This window comes from Methylomonas sp. Uni0009 (assembly GCF_054188105.3).
Genome location: NZ_JBTAFN010000001.1, coordinates 4333716 through 4355061, shown reverse-complemented (window position 1 = coordinate 4355061; position 21346 = coordinate 4333716). Strand labels below are relative to the sequence as shown.

20 protein-coding genes are annotated in these 21346 nt (G+C 45.0%); 7 read left to right on the top strand and 13 right to left on the bottom strand.

Annotation, left to right across the window (positions count from 1 at the left end; genetic code table 11):
• Positions 1–93 precede the first annotated feature (93 nt).
• From ACWAU0_RS20100 to ACWAU0_RS20090, 3 genes are read left to right on the top strand one after another with little or no spacing between them, the layout of a single operon-like run.
• Complete coding sequence (locus ACWAU0_RS20100) at positions 94–1635, top strand: site-specific integrase (protein WP_523070827.1); 1542 nt, start codon at positions 94–96, stop codon at positions 1633–1635.
• Complete coding sequence (locus ACWAU0_RS20095; protein WP_171695126.1) at positions 1628–3520, top strand: hypothetical protein; 1893 nt, start codon at positions 1628–1630, stop codon at positions 3518–3520. Before ACWAU0_RS20100 ends, ACWAU0_RS20095 begins: the two co-directional genes overlap by 8 nt.
• Positions 3520–3936, top strand: coding sequence for a hypothetical protein (locus ACWAU0_RS20090; protein ID WP_171695127.1), 417 nt, complete (start codon positions 3520–3522; stop codon positions 3934–3936). The genes ACWAU0_RS20095 and ACWAU0_RS20090 overlap by 1 nt, the downstream gene beginning before the upstream one ends.
• Before the next feature lie 10 nt (positions 3937–3946).
• On the opposite strand, the gene ACWAU0_RS20085 is transcribed toward ACWAU0_RS20090, so the two are convergent.
• The 3 genes from ACWAU0_RS20085 to ACWAU0_RS20075 form a co-directional block, all read right to left on the bottom strand.
• On the bottom strand, positions 3947–4501 hold the full coding sequence (locus tag ACWAU0_RS20085) for a recombinase family protein (RefSeq protein WP_458137705.1): 555 nt from the start codon (positions 4499–4501) through the stop codon (positions 3947–3949).
• Between the two features lie 305 nt (positions 4502–4806).
• Positions 4807–5916, bottom strand: coding sequence for a DNA polymerase beta superfamily protein (locus ACWAU0_RS20080; RefSeq protein WP_458137704.1), 1110 nt, complete (start codon positions 5914–5916; stop codon positions 4807–4809).
• 12 nt (positions 5917–5928) lie between these two features.
• Complete coding sequence (locus ACWAU0_RS20075) at positions 5929–6729, bottom strand: nucleotidyltransferase domain-containing protein (protein ID WP_458137703.1); 801 nt, start codon at positions 6727–6729, stop codon at positions 5929–5931.
• 474 nt (positions 6730–7203) lie between these two features.
• Here ACWAU0_RS20075 and ACWAU0_RS20070 point away from each other — a divergent pair, with 474 nt between their 5' ends.
• On the top strand, positions 7204–7584 hold the full coding sequence (locus tag ACWAU0_RS20070) for a hypothetical protein (protein ID WP_458137702.1): 381 nt from the start codon (positions 7204–7206) through the stop codon (positions 7582–7584).
• Between the two features lie 336 nt (positions 7585–7920).
• Here the strand turns inward: ACWAU0_RS20070 and ACWAU0_RS20065 are convergent, their stop codons facing one another.
• Positions 7921–8715, bottom strand: coding sequence for a class I SAM-dependent methyltransferase (locus ACWAU0_RS20065; RefSeq protein ID WP_458137701.1), 795 nt, complete (start codon positions 8713–8715; stop codon positions 7921–7923).
• A 91-nt stretch (positions 8716–8806) separates the two neighbouring features.
• Between ACWAU0_RS20065 and ACWAU0_RS20060 the strand changes: the two genes are divergently transcribed.
• A complete protein-coding gene (locus ACWAU0_RS20060; protein WP_458137700.1) occupies positions 8807–9583 on the top strand; it encodes a helix-turn-helix transcriptional regulator in 777 nt (258 codons plus the stop codon).
• 731 nt (positions 9584–10314) lie between these two features.
• On the opposite strand, the gene recD2 is transcribed toward ACWAU0_RS20060, so the two are convergent.
• The gene (gene recD2 / locus ACWAU0_RS20055) at positions 10315–12000 is read right to left on the bottom strand and encodes an SF1B family DNA helicase RecD2 (RefSeq protein WP_458137699.1); all 1686 of its coding nucleotides are present in this window, start codon (positions 11998–12000) and stop codon (positions 10315–10317) included.
• 2 nt (positions 12001–12002) lie between these two features.
• On the opposite strand from recD2, the gene ACWAU0_RS20050 reads away from it, so the two are divergent.
• Positions 12003–12428 carry a YccF domain-containing protein gene (locus ACWAU0_RS20050; protein WP_458137698.1) on the top strand — a complete coding sequence of 142 codons (426 nt, stop codon included), beginning with the start codon at positions 12003–12005 and terminating at the stop codon, positions 12426–12428.
• A gap of 232 nt (positions 12429–12660) precedes the next feature.
• Here ACWAU0_RS20050 and ACWAU0_RS20045 read toward each other — a convergent pair whose 3' ends face one another.
• From ACWAU0_RS20045 to ACWAU0_RS20010, 8 genes are all read right to left on the bottom strand, one after another.
• Positions 12661–13281: a DsbA family protein gene (locus tag ACWAU0_RS20045; RefSeq protein WP_458137697.1), complete on the bottom strand. Its 621-nt coding sequence runs from the start codon at positions 13279–13281 to the stop codon at positions 12661–12663.
• Positions 13282–13487: 206 nt separating this feature from the next.
• Positions 13488–14261, bottom strand: coding sequence for a class D beta-lactamase (gene blaOXA / locus ACWAU0_RS20040; RefSeq protein WP_458139242.1), 774 nt, complete (start codon positions 14259–14261; stop codon positions 13488–13490).
• Between the two features lie 40 nt (positions 14262–14301).
• Positions 14302–14436, bottom strand: a complete 135-nt coding sequence (locus ACWAU0_RS20035; RefSeq protein WP_458137696.1) for a transposase — start codon at positions 14434–14436, stop codon at positions 14302–14304.
• Between the two features lie 206 nt (positions 14437–14642).
• Positions 14643–15437: a nuclease-related domain-containing protein gene (locus ACWAU0_RS20030; protein WP_458137695.1), complete on the bottom strand. Its 795-nt coding sequence runs from the start codon at positions 15435–15437 to the stop codon at positions 14643–14645.
• Positions 15438–15579: 142 nt separating this feature from the next.
• Positions 15580–15855: a YceK/YidQ family lipoprotein gene (locus ACWAU0_RS20025; RefSeq protein ID WP_458137694.1), complete on the bottom strand. Its 276-nt coding sequence runs from the start codon at positions 15853–15855 to the stop codon at positions 15580–15582.
• 1296 nt (positions 15856–17151) lie between these two features.
• Positions 17152–18225 carry a class I SAM-dependent methyltransferase gene (locus tag ACWAU0_RS20020; protein ID WP_171695132.1) on the bottom strand — a complete coding sequence of 358 codons (1074 nt, stop codon included), beginning with the start codon at positions 18223–18225 and terminating at the stop codon, positions 17152–17154.
• An 85-nt stretch (positions 18226–18310) separates the two neighbouring features.
• Positions 18311–19372, bottom strand: coding sequence for a TolB family protein (locus ACWAU0_RS20015; protein WP_171695133.1), 1062 nt, complete (start codon positions 19370–19372; stop codon positions 18311–18313).
• 58 nt (positions 19373–19430) lie between these two features.
• Positions 19431–20231 carry a class I SAM-dependent methyltransferase gene (locus ACWAU0_RS20010; RefSeq protein WP_171695134.1) on the bottom strand — a complete coding sequence of 267 codons (801 nt, stop codon included), beginning with the start codon at positions 20229–20231 and terminating at the stop codon, positions 19431–19433.
• Between the two features lie 182 nt (positions 20232–20413).
• Here ACWAU0_RS20010 and ACWAU0_RS20005 point away from each other — a divergent pair, with 182 nt between their 5' ends.
• The gene (locus tag ACWAU0_RS20005) at positions 20414–21304 is read left to right on the top strand and encodes a LysR family transcriptional regulator (protein WP_171695135.1); all 891 of its coding nucleotides are present in this window, start codon (positions 20414–20416) and stop codon (positions 21302–21304) included.
• Positions 21305–21346: the final 42 nt, after the last annotated feature.

The following is a 21346-nucleotide window of genomic DNA, read 5'->3' as shown; positions in this document are numbered from 1 at the left end:
ATGTAAATTTAGAAGCAGTGATAATATTGGATTTTTATTAACATTAAGCTTTTTCGGTAGCATAATAATTATATTTTACAGTGAAAATATTTAATGAAGGCAGTTTTTTTTAACCCCGTTAAGGTATCAAAGTCCGTGTCATTTGATGGGTATGAGTTTGATATTTATTCTGATAAATGGCAATTGAACACAAATAAATATTTGAATGTTTCTTTTATTGTTGAGTTTGATGATTTGATACAAAATGATATAAGAGAAACTCTTGTGTATTTTGCTGAAACAAAATCAGCAAGTCATGCGGTTAATGTATGCTTGGCAATAAAGAATTATTACGATAAAACTAGTTTTAGAGTAATTAACGAAAAAGGATTGTTAACTTATAAGGCGCTTTATTCTTCTAAGAGCCAAGAACACAGGCTTGGTGTTTTGAGAGTTTTTTTGAAACAACTGTATTTTTTAGAGTTTAATGCAGTTAGTGATCAACTATTTGAGTTAATGAATAGCTGGAGCCTATCCGGTAACGACAAAGGAATGGCAGTGCTGTCATTGGACCCTGAAGAGGGGCCATTTAGCGATATTGAATTTGATGCGATTAGAAATGGGCTTGATAACAAATATGCCGAATCAGTTATAAATGACAGGGAATATTCGTTGGCTCAAATGTTTGCAGCAACTGGACGACGACCTATTCAGATTGCTTCATTGAAAGTCGGTGACTTTCGAATGGATTCAGAAACACTTGGGGAGACAGTATGTATGTTAAGCATCCCTAAAGCAAAAGTGCGAGGTGGGAAATTCCGATCTAGGTTCACAGATTTTGCTCTTTTAGAAAGCACTGGACAAGTCTTGATTAAACACATTGAGAATATAAAGAAAACTGCAAGTCAGGTGCTTGGCCGTAAACTGTCAGAATCTGAGTGCAATTTGTTGCCGCTCTTTCCAGATGATTGGGTGCAACTCACCAATGTTGCTTCTGACGATGTTGAGTCCTGGTTAACTACTGACAGCTTTCACTGCAAAACAAGAGAAATAGTTTCAGAGTTAAAAGATGTAGTTGGCAAGTTAGATATTACATCCGAAAGAACGGGCAATAAAATTAAAATTACAGGATATAGGTTTAGATATACGTTAGGTACTCGTGCGGCAAGAGAAGGTGCTGGCGTGCTTACAATAGCAAAGTTATTAGATCAATCAGATACGCAAAATACTACGGTTTATGTGGCAAATATTCCCGAACACGCGGTAAAGATATCTGCATTTATGAATAACTCTCTGATGCGATACGCAAGAGCATTTGAAGGAGAAATTGTAGACTCTGAATATGATGTTCTTGCGACTATCCCAGGGGCACAACGGATCAGGTCAAGTGATAACTCATGCAATGTGGGTTCATGCGGTACAACCGCAATGTGTCACGACTATGCGCCAATCGCTTGTTACTTATGTCCAAAATTCAAGGCTTGGCGAGATGCCCCGCATCATGAAGTGCTGAAATGGTTGCTAGATGAGCGAGAACGAGTGATCGAAACGACAAACGATCTACAAATTGCAACTATAAATGACCGCGCTATTCTTGCGGTTACTCAAGTAATACAGCGTTGTGCGGAAATGAAGGGAGATATTGCTTATGGATAATGTTCTGATATTTACACCAAAGTTTGAGAAAGATGCCAAACAAAATCTTAAAGATTTTATTGGGTTTTCTCAAAAACTGCCTGCCTTGAATGATAAGTTGGTATATTCATCGAATTACTGGAAAGGTGCTGTTAATTTTACAAAAATAGGTGTTAGTTCAAAAAATAGAGAACCTAGAAATCAGTTAGATGAGTCAATTATTCCATTTGCCAAGGCTTATGTTACATATAGTCAGTCATTGAAAAAGGCTAAAGCATTCAATGAAATGAAGGCTATTCGTGCTCTTGAACAAGTCATGCTGAAAACAAATGGCACGGTAGACGTTAATTCAATTAATGCGGTGACTTTAGACCAAGCAGCACAGGTAATTAGAGAGTCTTATGAAGGACAAGCAATTTATCATGGTGGATTGCATCTGGAAAAGTTACAAGATTTTCTTGTTTCAAAGAAGATCGTAAAACCATTCACATGGATTAATCCATTAAACCGACATCCAGACGATGTAGACAAAGTTGGCGAAGTCGGTGCAACTCATAGAGAAAAAAAATTACCAGACGAAAATGCACTACTTGCTTTAGCCGAAATTTTTGCACTAGGTGAGGACAACTTAAGCAAAAGAGATATATTTACTTCGTCAGCCATCGCAATACTATTAACAGCACCTGCACGAGCAAGCGAACTATTTTACCTGAAAGTTGATTGCCTACATGAGGATGTAGATCGGCAGGGTAATAAAGTTCTTGGTATTAAATGGTATTCCGGTAAGGGCTATGGATACGAAGTTGAATGGGTTCCTAGCTCTATGGAAAACACTGTTAGAGAAGCGGTAAGGCGCTTAAAAAATTTATCTGAACCAGCTAGAAAATTTGCTAAAAGCCTTGAAGATAATAAAGCAAGTTCAACATTCTCTGAGAGGTTATTGAATTTTCCATATGTTCCATATACTACAGGTGATGATGTTTCAGTAAAATGGTCTGAGGGACTATTCACATTACATGCATATGAGTTTCGTATAAAGGGGAGCGTAAATACTAGAAAATTATGGATGCCACATATCGACACGTTAAATGAGGACCTTGAGCCAACAAAAAAGAAAAAAAAAGACTCAAATGAACCGGTTAATGTTAAAAGCATATTCCAAAGACACGAATATCTATCTTATAAGATAACAAGCCACCAAATACGTCATTTGCTTTCGACAATCGCTAAAGTCAATGGCATGGATACTGCTCTATTAACAAAATGGGCTGGTAGAGCAAATGAGAAACATAACAGAGTTTATAATCATACGCCACCAGAACACTACAACAAACAATTATCCTTGATTTCAGGAAGTCACATAACCAGCCATAGCAATCTACCGATTATCGAAATCGTTAAACCTAATACTATCCAAGAAATCAACACTAGCGCATCATTAACGCTTCATCAAACTGAGTTTGGTGTATGTATTCACGACTACATTATTTCGCCATGTTCAAAGCACCGTCAATGTATTACTTGCCCTGAGCAAGTATGCCTGAAGGGTGATAATGTAAAACTCGAAAGGTTAAAAACTCATCTCGAAGCAGAGCAATCTTTACTCATATCTGATAGAGCAGCAATGGTTGAGGGAACAATTGGCGCTGATCGACATTATAACAAACGTCTTGAATCAATTAAAATTTGTTCAGAGCTTATAGAAAAGCTTACTGACGATACGTTGCCAGATGGTACTTTAATCAAACTTTCTTCTGCTTCAAATATGAGTCATTTGGATAAGGCTTTGGATATTAACAATAAAAAACGTCTTCCAAAAATTGAAAAAAACCGTGACACCGGTGTTCAAACTGTTATAAGAGGCCCACAAGCACTCAATAAACTAAAAATGTTGAGGAACTCTTAATGGCAAAGCATTTAACTGATCAAGACATTGCAAAAATAGTATCGTTAATTGACCAGTGGAATGATGATGTAAAATTCTCATGGGAAAGCCTTTGTCAATTAGCTTTAAAAAGATATTCTATATCCTCAGCTCGTCAAACCCTTGAAAAATATTCAAGGATAAAATCAGCTTTTAAAGATAAGAAAGAAAATCTTCGGGTTAATGGCAAGCGTAAAGAAAAAATACCAGCCTCACTTAGTATTGCAGCAAAAAGAATTGCAAATCTTGAAGCTGAAAATGAAAGACTAAAAAAAGAGCAAGATAGCTTATTAGCTCAGTTTGTCGTCTGGCAATATAACGCTTATGCACATGGTGTGTCCATGGATAAACTTAATCTTCCATTACCAAAAAAGAATAACAGAAGCAACCCAAATTAGGGCTAATCAATTAATGTTTAACGTATTTGTAAAGCGTTGCGCGACTAACGCCGTATCGTTTGGCAATTATAGTAACCTTGATTGTAGGGTCAGCCATTAATGCTTTGATCTCTTTAATTTTGCCGGGATCGAGAATCGGTTTGCGCCCGCCTTTCCTGCCACGTGCACGAGCTGCAGCAATACCAGCTTTTGTTCGCTCCCGGATGATGGTACGCTCAAACTCACTCAATGCAGCGAATAAATGAAACGTCAGTTTACCTGCAGCACTTTGCGTTTCGATTCGTTCTGTCAGGCTGACGAAGTTGATGCCTTTACTTTCAAGGTCAGCGACGATGTAGATAAGGTCTTTCAAGGATCGGCCAAGCCGATCTAAGCGCCATACCACCAATGTGTCCCCTCTACGCAGTGACTTCAAACAATTGCCGAGTTCAGGACGGTCAGCGCTTTTACCACTTATTTTTTCTTCATAAATTACAGCGCAACCGTTAGCGAGCAATGCATCGCGCTGAAGGTCTAGATGCTGGTCATCTGTCGATACTCTTGCATATCCAATTTGATGATTCATAGACGTTTTTGATATTTTGTTTTATATACATATATTTTAACAATTAAAGTATCTAAACCTAATACGTAACGCGCATTTTTAATACTGTCTATAAAACCACCGTTTTATAGACGCATCAGGTATATTTATCAATAACAGTTTTTGTGAAACTTTTATAAAATTCGGCAATTGCCTATTTGTATTAAAACTCTGTGAATTATTATGACTATTACATGCCTTGAAAACATGGTTAAAATTTCATCACCGCTTACTCGATGTTTTTCGATATTAAATCATCGTTCACGAACATATTGAAATAAATCAGCTTATCTAAATTTATGCTTGCCCCCATTCGTATACCAAGCTTTCCTAATTTCAATAACCCACCTCTCAATTTGCCCAATATCCGGCTCATTCGGCAATGTACTTGAAGCAAAACTTTCATCGACTTTTTTCAGTTCAGCGGCTGCCTTCGCCATCAAATCATCATAGGAAAAGCGCCCAGCTTTAATCTCAAGCAACTCATCACGATCCTGTCGGCGGATTTGCGGACGGCCTGTTTCTGCAATTTCTTTTGCCATGCGAAGCAAACGGAAGGTGTGCATCATGTTCTTAGCGTCGTAGCCGCCGCCGTGATCGAGCGTACCTTGGTACCGTTGCTGGTTGCGGGATTGTTCCCATTTTCGGTATTCATGAAAATCTCGGAGTCGTCTGGAATATTCGTCTTTATTGAATACCAACCACGCGCGAGGCTGCATGCCCTTGAGAATCGACGATAAGCAAACATCTTGAGATTGATTTCCATCGATGTCATTAGAACGAAACAGTCCATTAAAATGTACGTCTGTTTTGGAGTCATCTTCATAAAAGAGCGCATAGCCATCCTTGACGCGTTGTAAAGCCGATAATCCACAACGCTCGGTAGCCATGTTTTTTTCGGCAAGCCATTGCGCGGCAGGAACAGTTTTATCGGCTTCTACGACATGGCAGCAATCGATTGGTTGCGGCAGCACGTCGGATATTGGATTGAAAATTTTTTTGTTCAAACCTTTGGCCCGCTTAACCTGGTTTAGTGCATAACCGGCAAAACTATCCCGGCATAATCGAGACATGATGACTTCAGGCTTAATACGTTCCATTAGTGGATGGCGGAAGATGACCGTTTCTTCCGGCGCAAAGAGAAGCTCAATGCTGGCAGGATTATTTTTGGCCAGGAGCTTCAGATATTTCCCAATCTCGTAATAAGAATGGTCGTTGCGCTCGCTGTTGACCTGCTCGATGTAGTCAAATCCAAAATACAACTCCTGCGGCAATATAAACACGCCTCGCGTATCGGTATCGGATTCCGGCGTTTCTAATCCATAGGCTCGACTGCCGCTGATAGTATCAAGCAGAATCAGATTTTGTTGTTTCAGGTCATCGATGCTCAGACTCATTGGCAACGTCCCTCATAAATCCAGGCATTTTCGAAATAAGCTATCCAATTCAGTTTTATCGCCATTGCCCACGGGTAACAATTTACCAGTATCTTGCAAGCGAGCCACTTCGCTCACTAAAAAATTATCGATCATGGCAATTCTGGCAATGGGTACTTGCTCATCGATATTTTGCTTACGCTCCTGTAATTCTAAAATGCTTTCTTTAATTTCCGCTCGATCATCAAGCAGAGGCAACAGTAGCGATAATTCCATCGGCGGGATCGCATGGAAACGTTCAATCCAAGCTGCCGCTAACAGCGGTCGTAGCATGTAGAAATACTTTTTGATTTTTACCGTCGACCCATTTAATCCTTGATTCATGGTGTTCCGGCAGATGGAGAGGTAATGATGGCAAGCCGTAATGGGAGAAAAGAATGGATCAAATACGTCGCGCGACTCACGTAGTATTTTGTCATCAAGGTAGCAAATCGGCGATTGCAGCCATTCCCATATAACGGGGTTGGATTTACCGAGCAATCGTAAGGTCTTACGTAAATCCCAGCCACCGAGGTCAAGCAAGCCTGCAGATGTGCTTTCTAAAGGCAAGTCGATGACGTCTCGGTCTTCATCGAGCTTTAGGTACCAGTCGACAGGGTGAGCGTAAATAATACGGACATCGTAGTCGCTATCAGGCGATGGGAATCCCCATGCCTGGCTACCGGATTCGCATGCGTAGAGAATTTTGATGTTTTGCTCGCTTGCTATTGATGCCAATCTGTCTTCGATTAATTGGCGAGTCTTGGTGGGGACTGGTGTGATTTGTGGGGGCATTGGGTGCTAAGATGGCTGCTGAGGGGGAAAAAAATTATGGATAACATGGCCTTCATTTCAAAGTCGTTATTTTCGGCGATCAGCCGCCTTCCACTTTAGCAGGTATTGTGAAATACCGGGATTCGGGTATGGTCATATTGATCGGCCGCAGTTCTTGAAAAACTCGACAAGGTTTTTGGCAAGCAGGTTTTTGATACTACAGCTCAATACTGAGATTTTGAAAGTTGATTGACGAATCGGAACAAAAATATGGCTGACGACAGAAACTACGACTTTCGTGACATACAGTATTTCATCCATATCATGGACGCGCTCGAAGAAGCCGGTGGTAGGCTGGATGGTGGAAATTTGATGAAAACAGTGGATAAGCGTCGGAGAAGCTGGTTCGAATTTTAGCTTTTAGTTATGGACAACGTGGCCGTCATTTAAAAATCGGGGTTCAGGAGAGCGTCATCTATCATTTCAGAGAGCATTTTGAAATATCTTGGTTCAGGCTCTACCACAAGATTAGCGGCATTTTGTGAAAAACCCGGCATGGTAAGATTTGGAAAGCTTTTCAACATGATTAGTTTACGGTTATTACTTTTTTCCTTGGTTATTGCCATGGTCGCATGTGATGACGGCTATCTTCGAGGATCGGTAACAATATCTAGTGATGGCAAAACCTATCTGGTAGTCGTTGATGATAACGGTTGTGGATGCGGACCAATCATCGTTGATGGAAAAATTTGGTCTTACATGATTGGTGAGGCCGGATTAATCACTCCAGGTCATCATAAAATTCAGTGCGGCGGGTGGATCGAATTTGATATTCCTGAAGGCGTTGTCTTTCATTTTGATTACTGGGGGCCATAGCATGCCCAATCTTTGAGCTAGCCTAGATCGGCTGGCTAATTTTCGATCAATCTAAGTCAGTACGCATCACATCAAAGACTTATTGCATCTTGTCACGACATTGTCACAGCGTTATCCACAGATGATGTGGATAACGTAACTGCTTTGTGATTTACTTTTGTTGCATTCATGGGGGTAAGTCAAAATGCCGATGGCTCATTGATTAAGCAAGAAAAGTTTGGAAAAACTTGGCCGTCACATCTTATAGCTCGTTGCCTTTCCGGCAAACTCTGATGCACCTCTGTTTTTATCCCTTAAAACATGGTTGATGTGGTTTCAAGGGCACTGCCAAACGGGTTATGGTTTTTTCGCTTCCACTTCCAGCCGTACCATCAGCACATGTACACGACCAACTTTATCCGCAGGGTTTGATTCCAGATATTGGTCGACGATTGCATCAATAAAATCAGCTCGCTTATGTTCGGGAGCCCTATCAGTATAAGGAATCCACGTAGTTCGAATCCAGCCTTTAAAAGCTTCCGCATTCTGATGAATCGCATGTTTTTCAATCAACTCCAGCCGTTCGATTTCAAAGCCTACTGCGGGCAATAAAGTCTGATAATCTGCAATGCTTTTGAAGCCATAAGGACACGGAAAGCCAGTGAAATATTCACTCCATTGCGGCAGGGTCAAAACTTGATCCAAAGCATCCATAAAGGCGCGGATGCCCTGATGAGCACCCATCTGCAGCATAACTTTGCCGCCCGGCTTCAGACTCTGAAACATGCCGCTCAGTACAGGGCTGTGATCGTGAATCCAATGAAGTACCGCATTGGAAAACACTACGTCGAATTGGCTTTTATAGCCTAATTCACGGGCGTCCATTTGCTGAAACCGTAAATTCGGAAAACTGCTCGCTGGATACTCGCGATTAGCCAACGCGATCATCGCGTCCGAGTTGTCGATGCCAATCACCTGACCTTGTCGTAATTGTCCGGCGATTTCGGCGGTTACTTTGCCGTCGCCGCAGCCAACATCTAATACAGTTTCGCTGCCGGTCAAATTCAATTTGGCGATTAATTCTTGAGCCCACTGCTGTTGTGCAGAGGAATTGTGGCGATAGTCGTCGGCGTTCCAGATATAGCGGTGCATAGTCAACTCCGAAATGTTTTATGACACTACTATTGTCTGGCGATGATTTAACTGGTACAAGATAATCATTTATACTGGTATAAAAAACACTATGCCTGACTCCAATCCGCGCCGCTTGTTGGGTGCATTTATTCGTACACATCGAGAACATTTGCCAGTACCGACCAAATCAATCGGTCGACGGCGCACACCGGGCTGGCGGCGCGAAGAATTGGCCGACGCAGCCGGTGTAAGCGTTACGTGGTTGACCTGGCTGGAGCAAGGGCGCGAAGTGCAAGCCTCTGTCGTCACTTTGATACGCCTGGCACAAGCGCTGAATTTATCTCCCGCTGAACGCGCGTCGTTGTTTGATTTGGCGGGAAAGCGCGATCCTGACGTGGCATCAAAGCAGTCAACGGATATGTTGCCGCAACTGCTGCATTTGCCAACTATGTTCAATGGGCCGGCATATTTAATCGATCGCGTTTGGACTGCGCGTGCATGGAATCAGTCTGCCGCAGAACTGTTTGTCGGTTGGCTGGATTCTGAATCGAGCGAGCGTAATTTGCTTAACTATGTGTTTCTCAATGCCGAGGCACAACGCTTTATCGTTGATTGGCCGAGCCGTGCGCAGCGATTAGTGGCAGAATTTCGTGCCGATTATCATCGTCGACCCCTTGATAACGACATGCAAGAATTGGTCGATCAACTGATAGAGCAAAGTTCTGAATTTGCGCAGTATTGGCAACAACAAGTGGTACTTCATCGGGAAGGTGGTGAACGCAGTTTTCATCATCCCGAACGAGGCGTCCTATGCTATCGGCAGACAACATTGGTGGTAGCCATGCAGCCGGATTGCAAATTAGTTTGCTTGGTGCCGATCGACTGAATCTTTATGATTTACTCTATGATGTGTCAGCTATAAATGTCCGTCTATAAAACTGAAGAGTCGTCAATTTCAGTGGCGCCAATTACCCGTAAGATTTTGTATAAATGATCGGGAATGGGGTTGGCTGATGCTTTGGTGGGTCGGGTGAATTTATTAGAGTGAACTTTTCCATCGTGGTATCAATTCCGCTATTGAACGTTAGAACTTGATCCAGTTCAGGTATAGAACCACAAAAAAAACTAGGCTGAGGATTGTTCGGGCTTTGACGGGGCAAGAGGCGGAATTCGGTAGAGATGGACTAATTCGGCCAACATCGGACAGAAAAAATGAAAAACCTGATGGCAATGACTCAACCATGAGCGAACGTAGGGTAATCGATTCGCTATCCCCCTTCGGCGAAACTGTAATACGCTCACCCTTGCGAGTTACCAATCCTTAAATTTAAACTGCTTCAACCGTTGTTTAAACTTTTCCTTGTCGCTAAAGTAAAAAATCGCCAGAAAACCCCAGGCCATAAAAGAAACAAAAATATTTGACTCAAAGCGGCAAAACTCATGTGTGCGCTCCTCTAAGACTAGGAATCGGATAATGACATTGATTGGTCCTCACCCCAAATAGTTTCAAAAATGGCCGCTGGATGTGCTGATCAACGGCAGCAATAAACTCATTTGCTGCCGTTCAAATCAAGTATGTGACTGGCTTCTTAGAGTCGAGAAGACCGGCCAGCTCCATCAAGCCTGATTCAATCTGGCAGCCAAGTGCGTGATCCGCCGATGAGATTGTCGGTTTTTCACCGCCATGGCCAAAGCCTTTGGCTGAGCAATCACAACCACAAGCTGTTTGCCGCGCGTAACCCCGGTATAAAGCAGATTGCGTTCAAGCAGCATAAAGTGCTGCATCGCCATGGGAATCACCACAACAGGATATTCCGAACCTTGCGATTTGTGAATGCTGGTCGCATAGGCTAAGTTGATTTCGTCGAGGTCGCTGAATTCGTAATCGATCTCGCGGTCGTCGAACTGTATCTTGACCAAGCTATCTTCCACATCAATGGATTTTATTACGCCGATGTCGCCGTTGAAGACCTCTTTATCGTAGTTGTTGATGCGTTGAATGACCTTGTCGCCTGGGGCGTAAGTGTTGCCAAAACGCGTGATTTTGGGTTCACTGTGCCCATTTAACCGAGCTTGTAATTCGATATTCAATGATCTGGCGCCCAGGCCGCCGCGATTCATCGGAGTCAGAATCTGAATGTCGTTGACGGGGTGAACCTGAAACCGTTGGGGGACGCGCTCTAAAACGACTTGCATCAGTTTGGCGAAGATTTCTTCGGGTGTGTCGGCGTACAAGCAGTAGAAGTCTGTCAGCGATTCTGATTTTTCGACTACCGGCATTTGTCCTTGATTGATGCGGTGAGCATTGGTGATGATTTTCGATGTGCTTGCTTGCCGGAAGATTTCCGTTAACCTGACGGTGGCGATTTGCCCCGATTCAATGATGTCAGCTAATACCGAGCCTGGACCCACGGAAGGTAATTGGTCGACATCGCCCACAATCAGTAAGGCGGCATCGGTTGGAATAGCTTTCAGCAGTTGATTCATCAACACAACATCCATCATTGACGATTCGTCGATGACAAGACAGTCAAGTTCTAAAGGATTTTCGTCGTTGTGCTTAAACGCGAATTGCGTAGGATCGAATTCCAATAAGCGATGCACTGTTTTGGCTTCCATACCGGTAGATTCGGCCAAGCGTTTTGCCGCTCTTCCAGTTGGAGCGCATAAACCGATCTCAATCCGTTTGGCTTTCAGGATTTTCAGCAAACTATTGACAAGCGTGGTTTTGCCGACGCCAGGGCCACCAGTAATAACTGCGACCTTATGCTGCAATACTAAGCGCACTGCGGCTGTTTGGGATTCTGACAAGCTCATGCCGGTTTGGCCTTCTACCCAAGGAATCGCCTTATCGGCATCGATAGTTCCCCATGGCGGATCATCTTGATTGAGCCGTTGCAATTGTGAGGCGCAACCGACTTCCGCTCGGTAAAGCGGGGTCAGAAAAATATACTCGTCAGCGCCATTTTGTTCAGCAAACAAATTACCTTCGATGAGTTCGGCGCCAATTGCTTCTTGAATGATCGAAGTTGGGATTTCTAATAACTTGGCCGCCATCTCAGCGAGGTTATCCCGTATAGCCGCGCAATGCCCGTCGCTAGACCATTCTTGAAGCGTATGACGCACACCCGCTTGCGCGCGGAGCAAGGATTGCGGACCGATACCAAGCTTTTGTGCCAACGTGTCGGCTGTCTTGAAACCGATGCCATGGATGTCCAAAGCTAAGCGATAGGGAGAGCTTCTTGTCGCAGATTCAGATGACCAAATCTCGCTGCGACATTTATTATCGTAAATAGAGAACAACGATGCGTGCAATTGGTAACTTTTTTTGGTTTATTTTAGGCGGTGTCGTCATGGGCTTGGCATGGTGGATCGTAGGGGTAATTGCCTTTATAACGGTAGTTGGCATTCCTTGGGGGAAGGCTTGTTTTGTGATCGGCCAGTTTTCATTTTTTCCGTTTGGAATGGAAGCAATAAGCAGAAGGACGCTTAACCAGGAAGATGATATAGGGACAGGCGTTTTTGGAACGATTGGTAATATTATCTGGTTCGTGTTTGCCGGTGTGTGGTTAGCCATCGGACATATCATGTCTGCTTTGGCGTGTTTTGTAACGATTATTGGTATACCGTTTGGTATTCAGCATCTCAAATTAGCAGTAATTGCACTTGCTCCAATTGGGCAGACTATTGTGACTACTGAAGAAGCAGATGCTATACGAAGAGGAAATTAAGGAATAGGTGGTTAAACGAAGCTTTGGGTTCGGTAGGAACGGAATCAAGAGGTATTGGAAAACTAGGTGGCTGGTTACTTTGATGCCTTCATTTCATTCCAGCGCCAAAAAATTTCGAGGCGTCTTTCTGGCATTCACTTTGAAAGGCTGCGCTCTGCCGCAGTCGACAAAAAACTAGTCAATATCATTTTTGGATTAGGTAGTTGTGCGGCATAGACCAGTCTTCAAAAATTTACTGGGAAAGCAGTTTTATCTGGTTTAGGGCGTTGTTCGTATCTATATAATCATTTGTAATGTTAGTGAACTTACCCTCTCTTTCCAACAACAACGTTGGAAAACCCTTCACACCGAGCCGCTGCATGAATTCAATCTCCTGCATAAGCACTTGATTGACAGCTGGGCTTTTTATGATCGCAATAAATTGCCCACGGTCTAGTCCAATTTGATTAGCCAGTTCAATGAGAGTGTTCAAATCGGCGGGATTCCTTGCTTCTAAGTAATATGCCTGCTGGATGGCCAAAATCATCGCCTCTTCATATGCAGGGTCTTGATTTCTTGCAGCGATGACGGCACGGCAAGCTTGATAAGTGGATCGGCGAGGTAAGCATTTTTCCCAAAAGTCGAAATTGAACTGTGTGCCTGGTACGACTTGCTGAATTTTTTGCCAGATTCCCTTTAACTTGGTTTGCATCTCTAACGGCATTGGTTGATCGGTATCGGGAGCGAGTCCGCCTAGAATGCGCTGTGCAATGACATTTTCAGGAAGACCAGACACGATATCGTTCCATAAAGGCCTGAATGCCCAACACCAACTGCACATAGGATCATGGAAGTAGTAGAGATGGGATTTCATGGATTGGGTTTCAGGATTAAGAAAATGGGTTAAACCAGTCTGGGGTTAAATTCAGCTCTTTCGCTGAGCGGCAAGCGCTAATCTATTTTTGAGTTATATCCATACAAAACAAGGCTAATATTCGAAATCAAGCTTTAACATGGCGAAATGTAACCATGACCGATTGAGCACAGTGCAAGTGATTCGGCTTACCTCTAGGTAATGCATTACATGATTCCTTTTGCTTTCAAAGCTTCTCGCGTCAGCTTCTGTCTTAAGGGCAAGCCCTTTTCGTCACGAATATTAATATTTGTGGCAAAGAACCAAACATCATTTGGTGTTTCAACATATCCCACATACCACCCTACTTGAGGGCTAACTTTCGTTGCCCAGCCTGTTTTTGCCCAAATCGTATATGACGGGGTTTTCTCTACAAGCATTATTTGCTGTAGCGTGTCATAGGACGACGAGCTGAATGGCAGTGACCGTTGATACACCTTTCTGAGGAAATTCACTTGTTCAATGGCGCTGATTTGAAGTGAGCCATCAAGCCAGAAAGTTGTTTCCTCAAACGGCTCGCGGAGTTCCCCGTAGGCTGTTTTGAGCAAATATTCTTGATATTTCTCAGCGCCAACTCGACGTGCAAGCTCCTGAAAACACCAAACACAGGAAACCTTGAATGCACTTTCTAAGGTCTGGTCATGGTTCCAATCGGGGAAGTCGTAAATATGCCCGTCCCATTTAATTACGTCGTCTTTTGCAGAAATGGCCTTTTCTTCAAGTGAGATCAGCGTATTTAGTATTTTGAAAGTCGATGCCGTCGAGAATCTCTGATGTGCGCGAAAATCGTTGTGGATGAAGATTTTTTCGCTTTGTAGCGCCGAAATGACAATCGTTCCTTCAATGCCTTGCTGCGAAAACAGATTGGCCAGTGATTGATCTTCAGCGACGGCTGACCAAGACGATAGTAGCGCTAAGAGAACGATAAAGAATCTAATCATTTGCGCCATGGTAAGTCTATTGGTGTTCCGTCAGGAAGCGCTATCGTTCCACCGATATCCCCAAATGATCGGCGGCTTGTTGTTGGGTATAGCCGTTTTCAAGCACTAACTTGGCCGCATCTTGCTTAAATTCCAATGTGTATTTGGGGCGTTTGTGTTTGTTGCTCTCGTTCATATTCACCTCTAAAGACAGTATAAAGGGTGTCTTTCGAAGTGTCCGGGATGATTAAACCATTTCAAACCAACATCCGAGAGCAATGGAGTCGCTTTGATGTCAATGGTCATTCAAAGGAACTCAACTCTTTTGTATCGGTTAAGTCTGGCTGAAATCGACACCCATGAAATGCATTGGCGATACCCTGAGTAATCGCAAACCCAGCATTAAGAATACTGTCTGGTCGTCTTACAATACGGATACCGGCTACACCCCCAAAACTGATTACCAGCCATAGCCCCTGATTTGGCTGTCCTTAAAACCATTGGCTTTCCGCATTTCGGGCAGCTATTGGTTGCCTGTTGACGCTTTGCCTCGACAATCTCGGTAACGTGCCGGACATGTTGCACATGAGTTTTCAGGGATGGGCTCAGGCGGCCTGATTCAATTTTTTTACATATAGCCATGACCTCAAAGTCTGACAAGATGAGCTGAGTTTTCCCTTTTATATATCGGATGTAGCGGCCGGCATAAACAACGTTTTCCGGCATTGGCGTTTTGAATTCGCTATCGCCAATAAAAACAACTATCGGAAAAATCTTCTCATCATTGATTTCCAAGGCAGATTGTAATGTTTGGGTATGCTTGTAATTTTGATGCAGGGGATTCTGAAATTTGGTCGTGTGCTTGTAAATCTTCTGAGTCCAAGTTTTTTGATTGGCCCCACCGTATATCCAGCCTTTCATGTTTTTCGTCTCGATGACGAAAACGCCATACCGCGATACGATTATATGGTCGATCTGTGTAGTCCCATCTTCTGTGGGTAGCGTGACGTTCTTGAATAGCGTGTAATGCTGCTTGTCGAGCATTAGATTCGCCAGCAAGTTGACCTGAAATTCACCAAAGATGCCTTTCATAAATGGGGATTTCAGGAACGCCAGCAGCAGCGATAGTGGGACTAACCACCAAAACGCGCTAATTGCAGGGCCAAACGCTTGAATGAATATGTTATTGATGTCCATGACGATCCTTGGATTACTTGGGCCGGATTGTAGGCGATCAATCGCGTCTACGGCTAGGCTTATTCTACAGTGAGATAAAAGCCTAGGATAGGCAAGCATGTTGAGAGAGAGCAAGCGTAATCCTTGTTTATCAGCCCTCTCGTCAGTGAAAAATCTGAGCACTAACAGCTAACGGTAAAAACAAAGAGTCCAGGGCAAAACTGAACGGCAAATCGATTAATGGATAACTGGGTGGGTCTGCTTTAAATTTTCTAACTGTTATATCGTCTTTTGTTAATGCCGCCCAATCTAGCCTAGTCCCACAATAAATATATGTTCGCTCAAACAAGGGAATATCTGCTTCTAAAGCATTAAACGTGGCACAACCAGATAATCCGATGACACCGATGCCCAACACAATGTGTTTGATAGTTGTCACCCAATACCTTTTTGAGTCCGAATAAACCACCTATCATGCCCCAGAATTTGTAATGGCGCTCATTCCCGCATCATGCAATTCCAGCTGATTTAGGACATTGTTTGCATCTTGATAATCATGCGCGATTCGGCTGAACACACCATTGTTTTCCGATAACAAGGTGGGAAAACACTTTAGCCTTGACGATGTCATCGACCTGATGTTCTTCGAGTCGTGATCGAGTGATTCTAGAATCTCGAACAATACAGAATACCCAGCCAAACGAAGAATTTAAATGGTGCCTTTAAAAGCACGAAGCCCCTGAAGCATTTCGCTTCAGGGGCTCGTAAATATATAATTTTTTTGATTTGACAAAATCAATAAGGTCTCATTGACCAGGCACCGTAATGTAAAAAGATGGCATCTACTATAAACCCCCTTGTCACACAGACTGTTTAAGCATTAAAAAATTTGCTATACGTTCCAAGTCCCTTTGCCTTCAATATAGATCAAATATTTGGAAATACCATGAGGTAGCGCACAAAATTGTGTCAAATTTTAAAATGCGATTGATGGAAAAAGCCATTGAGCGATGTCTGTAAGCTTTTTGAAGATATTGTTGGTTAGCGAAACGCCACGTCTGCGGATTTCGATGTAATCATCGTGGGGTAAAGTTGGTCATGAGTTTTGGGGCTTGATTTCGATAAAATGAATTTGGAAAAATTGGCTATATTGCCCATTTATCCTGGTACGTGAATTTTAACGAAAAAACGCTTTAACCATTTTAGCTTTCGCGTATAAAACCTGGCTGTAATTCCATGCAGACTTTAAGTTATGATGCGAATGAATAAATTTTAAGGGCATCCGGTCGTTTTGCTGAGTTAACAGCATATGCCCAAACAACTTTAGCAGTAAGTTCTTTGCAACCGCCATATGTTCGGACGTACTGGTTCATCGATTCCGGTAGGATTAATTCAATATTGAGTTACAGATTATGGAAGTGATGAATTGCTGTAATCGACCCCAAGCTACCGTTACCCGCTTAAATTGAATGTCTCAAAATATGCCAGGATCATTCACTTATTCTGACTTGGAACAGTCAGAATAAGTTTTGGAGAGTGATGTAAGACGATACCATTTGGTGTCGCTGGCTTTTGATTTAGCCATCAGGTTTGGCGGCGGACCGATAGGCTCGAAATTTTTAAGCAAAAGCACGTCAACCTGGTCGGGCCGCCGCACGTTTGTGTTGTACAAAAGCCGTGCGGCCCGCTCTGCAGCGCCTGGTTGTTACACACGGGATGATCGCACCGGCCGTAATTAAAGCCTGGCTTCCAGCACCAGATTCGTCGGCGTCGTAGCAGCACGGCGGACTTGGCTGAAACCGGCGGCATTGAGCACTTCCGTCAGCCGCTTTTGTCCGGCTTGCGCCCCTAATCCCAGGCCGACCTCTTGGGATTTGGACGCCGGTACGCAAACCATGGTCGAGAACGAATAATAGATTTGCCCCAGTGGATGCAGATTCTCTTCAAGACTGTCGCCGGCAAAGGGTTCGACCAGCATCAAAGTACCGCCTTCGGTCAGGGTATTGGCGATATGCGTCGCCGCACCAACCGGATCGCCCATGTCATGCAAAGCATCGAAGATGGTCACCAGATCGTAATGCTTGCCGGGATATTCCTTGGCGGTAACTACCTCAAAAATGGTATTGCTGGCAACGCCAGCAGCGCGCGCCCGTTCGCGGGCGTGTTCAATCGATGGCGCGTGGAAGTCGAACCCGTGGAAAGTGGAGTTGGGAAAGGCCTGGGCCATCAGGATGGTTGACGAACCGTGCCCGCAACCCACATCGGCAACCCGGGCACCGGCGTCCAGTTTGGCGCGTACGCCGTCCAGCGCCGGCAGCCAGTGGTCGATCAGATTCATCGCGTACATGGGCCTGAAGAAGCGCTCGGTGCCGCAGAATAGGCAAGGGCTGTGTTCGCGCCACGGCAGACCGGCACCGGAACGGAATACCTCAGTCAACTTGGGTTCGTCGATATATACCGACATCACCGCCTGGAAAAACCCCTGCATGCAGGCCGGATGACCTTCGGCGGCGAAAATCACTGCCTGTTCCGGCGACAGCGCAAAGGTGCCGGACGCAGCATCGTAGTTCACGTAACCCGCTGCGGCGTTGGCGGACAGCCATTCCCGCAGGTAGCGTTCATCCATGCCGGTGTTGTCGGCCAGTTGCTGGCTGGTCGCCGGGCTGATCTCCAGCAGTGCGCTGTACAGGTCCAGTTTGTCGCCGATATAGGCCATCAGCAGCCCCAACGAACCGGCGACGTCGTTGATGACTTTGCCTTGCAGCTGCTCCAGTTTAGCGGGGTCGATTTCGTTTAAATGCAAGCTCATGTAGTGTTTCCGTGGGTGTGGGTCAGGCAGCTCGGCTGTGTTGCGGCCGAGCCGTGTCTGGCAGGTGGTGGCAGAACGCCTGCGTCTATTTGTTAACGGCTTTGGCCTTGATTTTGGCCATCAAGTTAGGCGGCGGGCCGATGGGATCGAAATTTTTCAGCAGCGGCACGTCATCTTTATTCAGCCACAGTACATCCATGTTATACGAGCCTTGTGGCCCCCAACCGCCGAAGAACTGTTTGCCGTCCGGTGTAAACGACCAGCACATGTCCTCGCCGGCAGTATTGACGGTGTCGCCGAGATTCAGCGGTTCCTGCCATTCGCCCTTGGGATTCTGATGCGAAATCCATTCGTCGTGGCCGCCGCGTGAGCCCATATCGGTACGCATGCTGGTTATCACCAGACTTTTGCCGTCTTTCGACAAGCCGGTCCAATGCAAATGATCGCGGAAGGGCGAGTTGATACGTGACCCCAAACTTTGCGGTTTCTGCCAGGCGCCGTTTTTCTTTTCAACTTTCCAGATGTCACTATCCTGGGTCACGCCCGGCTGTTGGTAGCTGAAATAAATCAGACTGTCCGAGGCGATGATCGGGCAATGTTCCTCACCAGTCGGTGTGTTGAGAGCCGGCAATTCCGTCACCTCGTTCCAGCTTTTCGCGGTTTGCCAGACGCCATCGATTTTTTGTACCACGTATAAATCTCCAGTCGACAGGTTGCCGGCTTGATAACGGGTAAAATAAATCGCGTTGCCATCGTCGGACAGGCTGGGCTCCAATTCCCAGGCTTCGGTGTTGATGGCCGGGCCGACTTTAGGATCGATGCCTGGCCCCAGGGCTATCGGCGTTTGCCATTGGCCATTAACGCTGTGCGCCATCCAGATGTCGAAGCTGTAGGGGTTGCCGGGTGATGCGATGCTCCCCGGCCGCGTCGAGACGAACAACACGGTTTTGCCGTCGGCACTGTAGGTCAATTCAAATTCGGCGGCGTCGGAATTGATCGGCGCACCCAAGCTTTTCGCCAGCGACGGCGCCTGGGCATTGGCGCCGTTTGGCATATCCATGCCGGGCATCGTGTAACACGCGTTCGATGCCAACAGCAGAGCCAATCCGACCATAACAGGATTGAGGTGCAAGGATTTTGTTTTCATAGCAGGTATCTCATGGGTTTTTGTGGTTCTATCAAGAAATGACTGTTGTTTGCTGCGCTCAAGCGTTGGGCTTTTCCGTCTCGAATAAAATGGCTTGCATCGGATAGCGGGTTGGGCCTTCGCCAAACTCTTTTTTGAAAGCTTCGGCCAGTTGCTTAACGATGTCTTCGGGATCGACGCCGCCTCGGTCCCTGATTTCAAAAATCACCGGCGTATAGACTAAGGCCCGCGCAAAAGCCGTCACATCGAAAATATCATAAGCATGGCGCTGGACGGAGATAACAATGGGATCAAAGCCAATTTGAATCAACTGTTCCTTGAGCGGATCGATTTGATGGCAGGACACCGGATCGAACAAAAACTGCGGTGGGTCTGACGGAAAGTATTGTTTGAGGACTTGGTAGCTCAACCTTGCAAAGGGATTGTAGCGTTCAGAATCCCAAACCCGGAACAAATAGCGGCCACCGGGTTTCAAGGTGCGGTAAACCTCGCGAAAGCCTTTGTCGCGATCGAAGAACATGATGCCGAATTGGCACGCCACGGCATCGAAGCTTGCATCGGCAAACGGCAAGGCGGTGGCGTCGGCGTTTTGAAAGATGATCTGCTCGCCAAGCTGAAACTTTTGCCTAGCCACATTCATCATCGAATCGCTAATGTCGATAGCGGTCAAACGCGCTTCTTTCTTTAACCCGTTGCGCAAATGGCGCGTGACGATGCCGGTGCCGGCGGCAATTTCCAGTACGTCCATTGGCGCTTGCTCAGCCACGCGTCTAGCGGTATCGGCGCCGTAATGCTCGAACAGCACCGGCCCCAGATCGCGGTCATATGGTATGACAACCTCATCAACGTAACCAGACATAGTCAATTACCCAAGTTAAACAAATATTTTTGCAACCCAAAGCCTCACAAGCACTTGAATGTCATATGAGTAATCAAGGCCTCTTTAGCAGAGCTTTGAAACAGTAAAAATAATTGTATGACAATACACTAATAATTAAAATGCATAGCCAATGTCGAAATCAGCATAAGGCTTTTGCAAATATGCATAACTTGAATTGGGATGATCTTCGCTACTTCATCGAAGTGGTTCGCTCAGGTAACGTGACCGAAGCAGGCTTAAGGCTTGGCGTTAATCAATCAACCGTAAGTCGTCGGATTGCGCAACTGGAACAGCAATTAGGGAAAGCCTTGTTCGGCCGTACCGCAAAAGGCTGGGTAATCACGCCGGTCGGGGAAAAAGTTGTCATGCTTGCCGAAGACATGGCGAATCGGGCCACGGCCATTCATCGAGAAATCGAAAGCGATTCCGAAAATGTTTCTGGACTCATCAAAGTGGCTGTTTCCGATGTTTGTTCCAGGCGATTTGTGATGCCGGTCATGCGTGATTTCAAACGCGATTATCCTGAGGTCGATTTTGAATTGATTGCAGCTGAAGGCGTCTTAAATCTTGCAAGCAGGGAAGCTGACATTGATATTCATGCCATGACTGAACCACCACAAAATGTAGTCGGCAAGCGTATCTGTAAGCTTGCTTATTCGGTCTATTGTCATCCGTCTTTATTGAAAGACCTTTCGCCAGAAACACCGCCTTGTATCACCTGGACAGGTGACGGGATTACTTTGCCTTATTGGATTAAGAAAAATTTTCCCAAACTCAAGCGGGCGTACCGGACGAATTCCAGCTTAATCATTTATGAGATGTGTCTTGAAGGCTTGGGCTTGGCTTTGTTGCCTTGTTCCGTGGGCGATGAAGTGGACGATTTGGTGCGATTTCCGGTGAAATATATTGAATCCAGCGACGATGTTTGGGTTCTCAGCCACGTTGATTTACGTACCACCGCAAGAGTGCGCATTTTTCGCGACCGCATGGTCGATTTTTTGACCAGCGAAATCGATTTGATGGAAGGACGTAAACCAAATATCAAGTCATAGGATTGAAATTCCGCTTTGAGTGGAGTTTCAGCCATTCAGTAA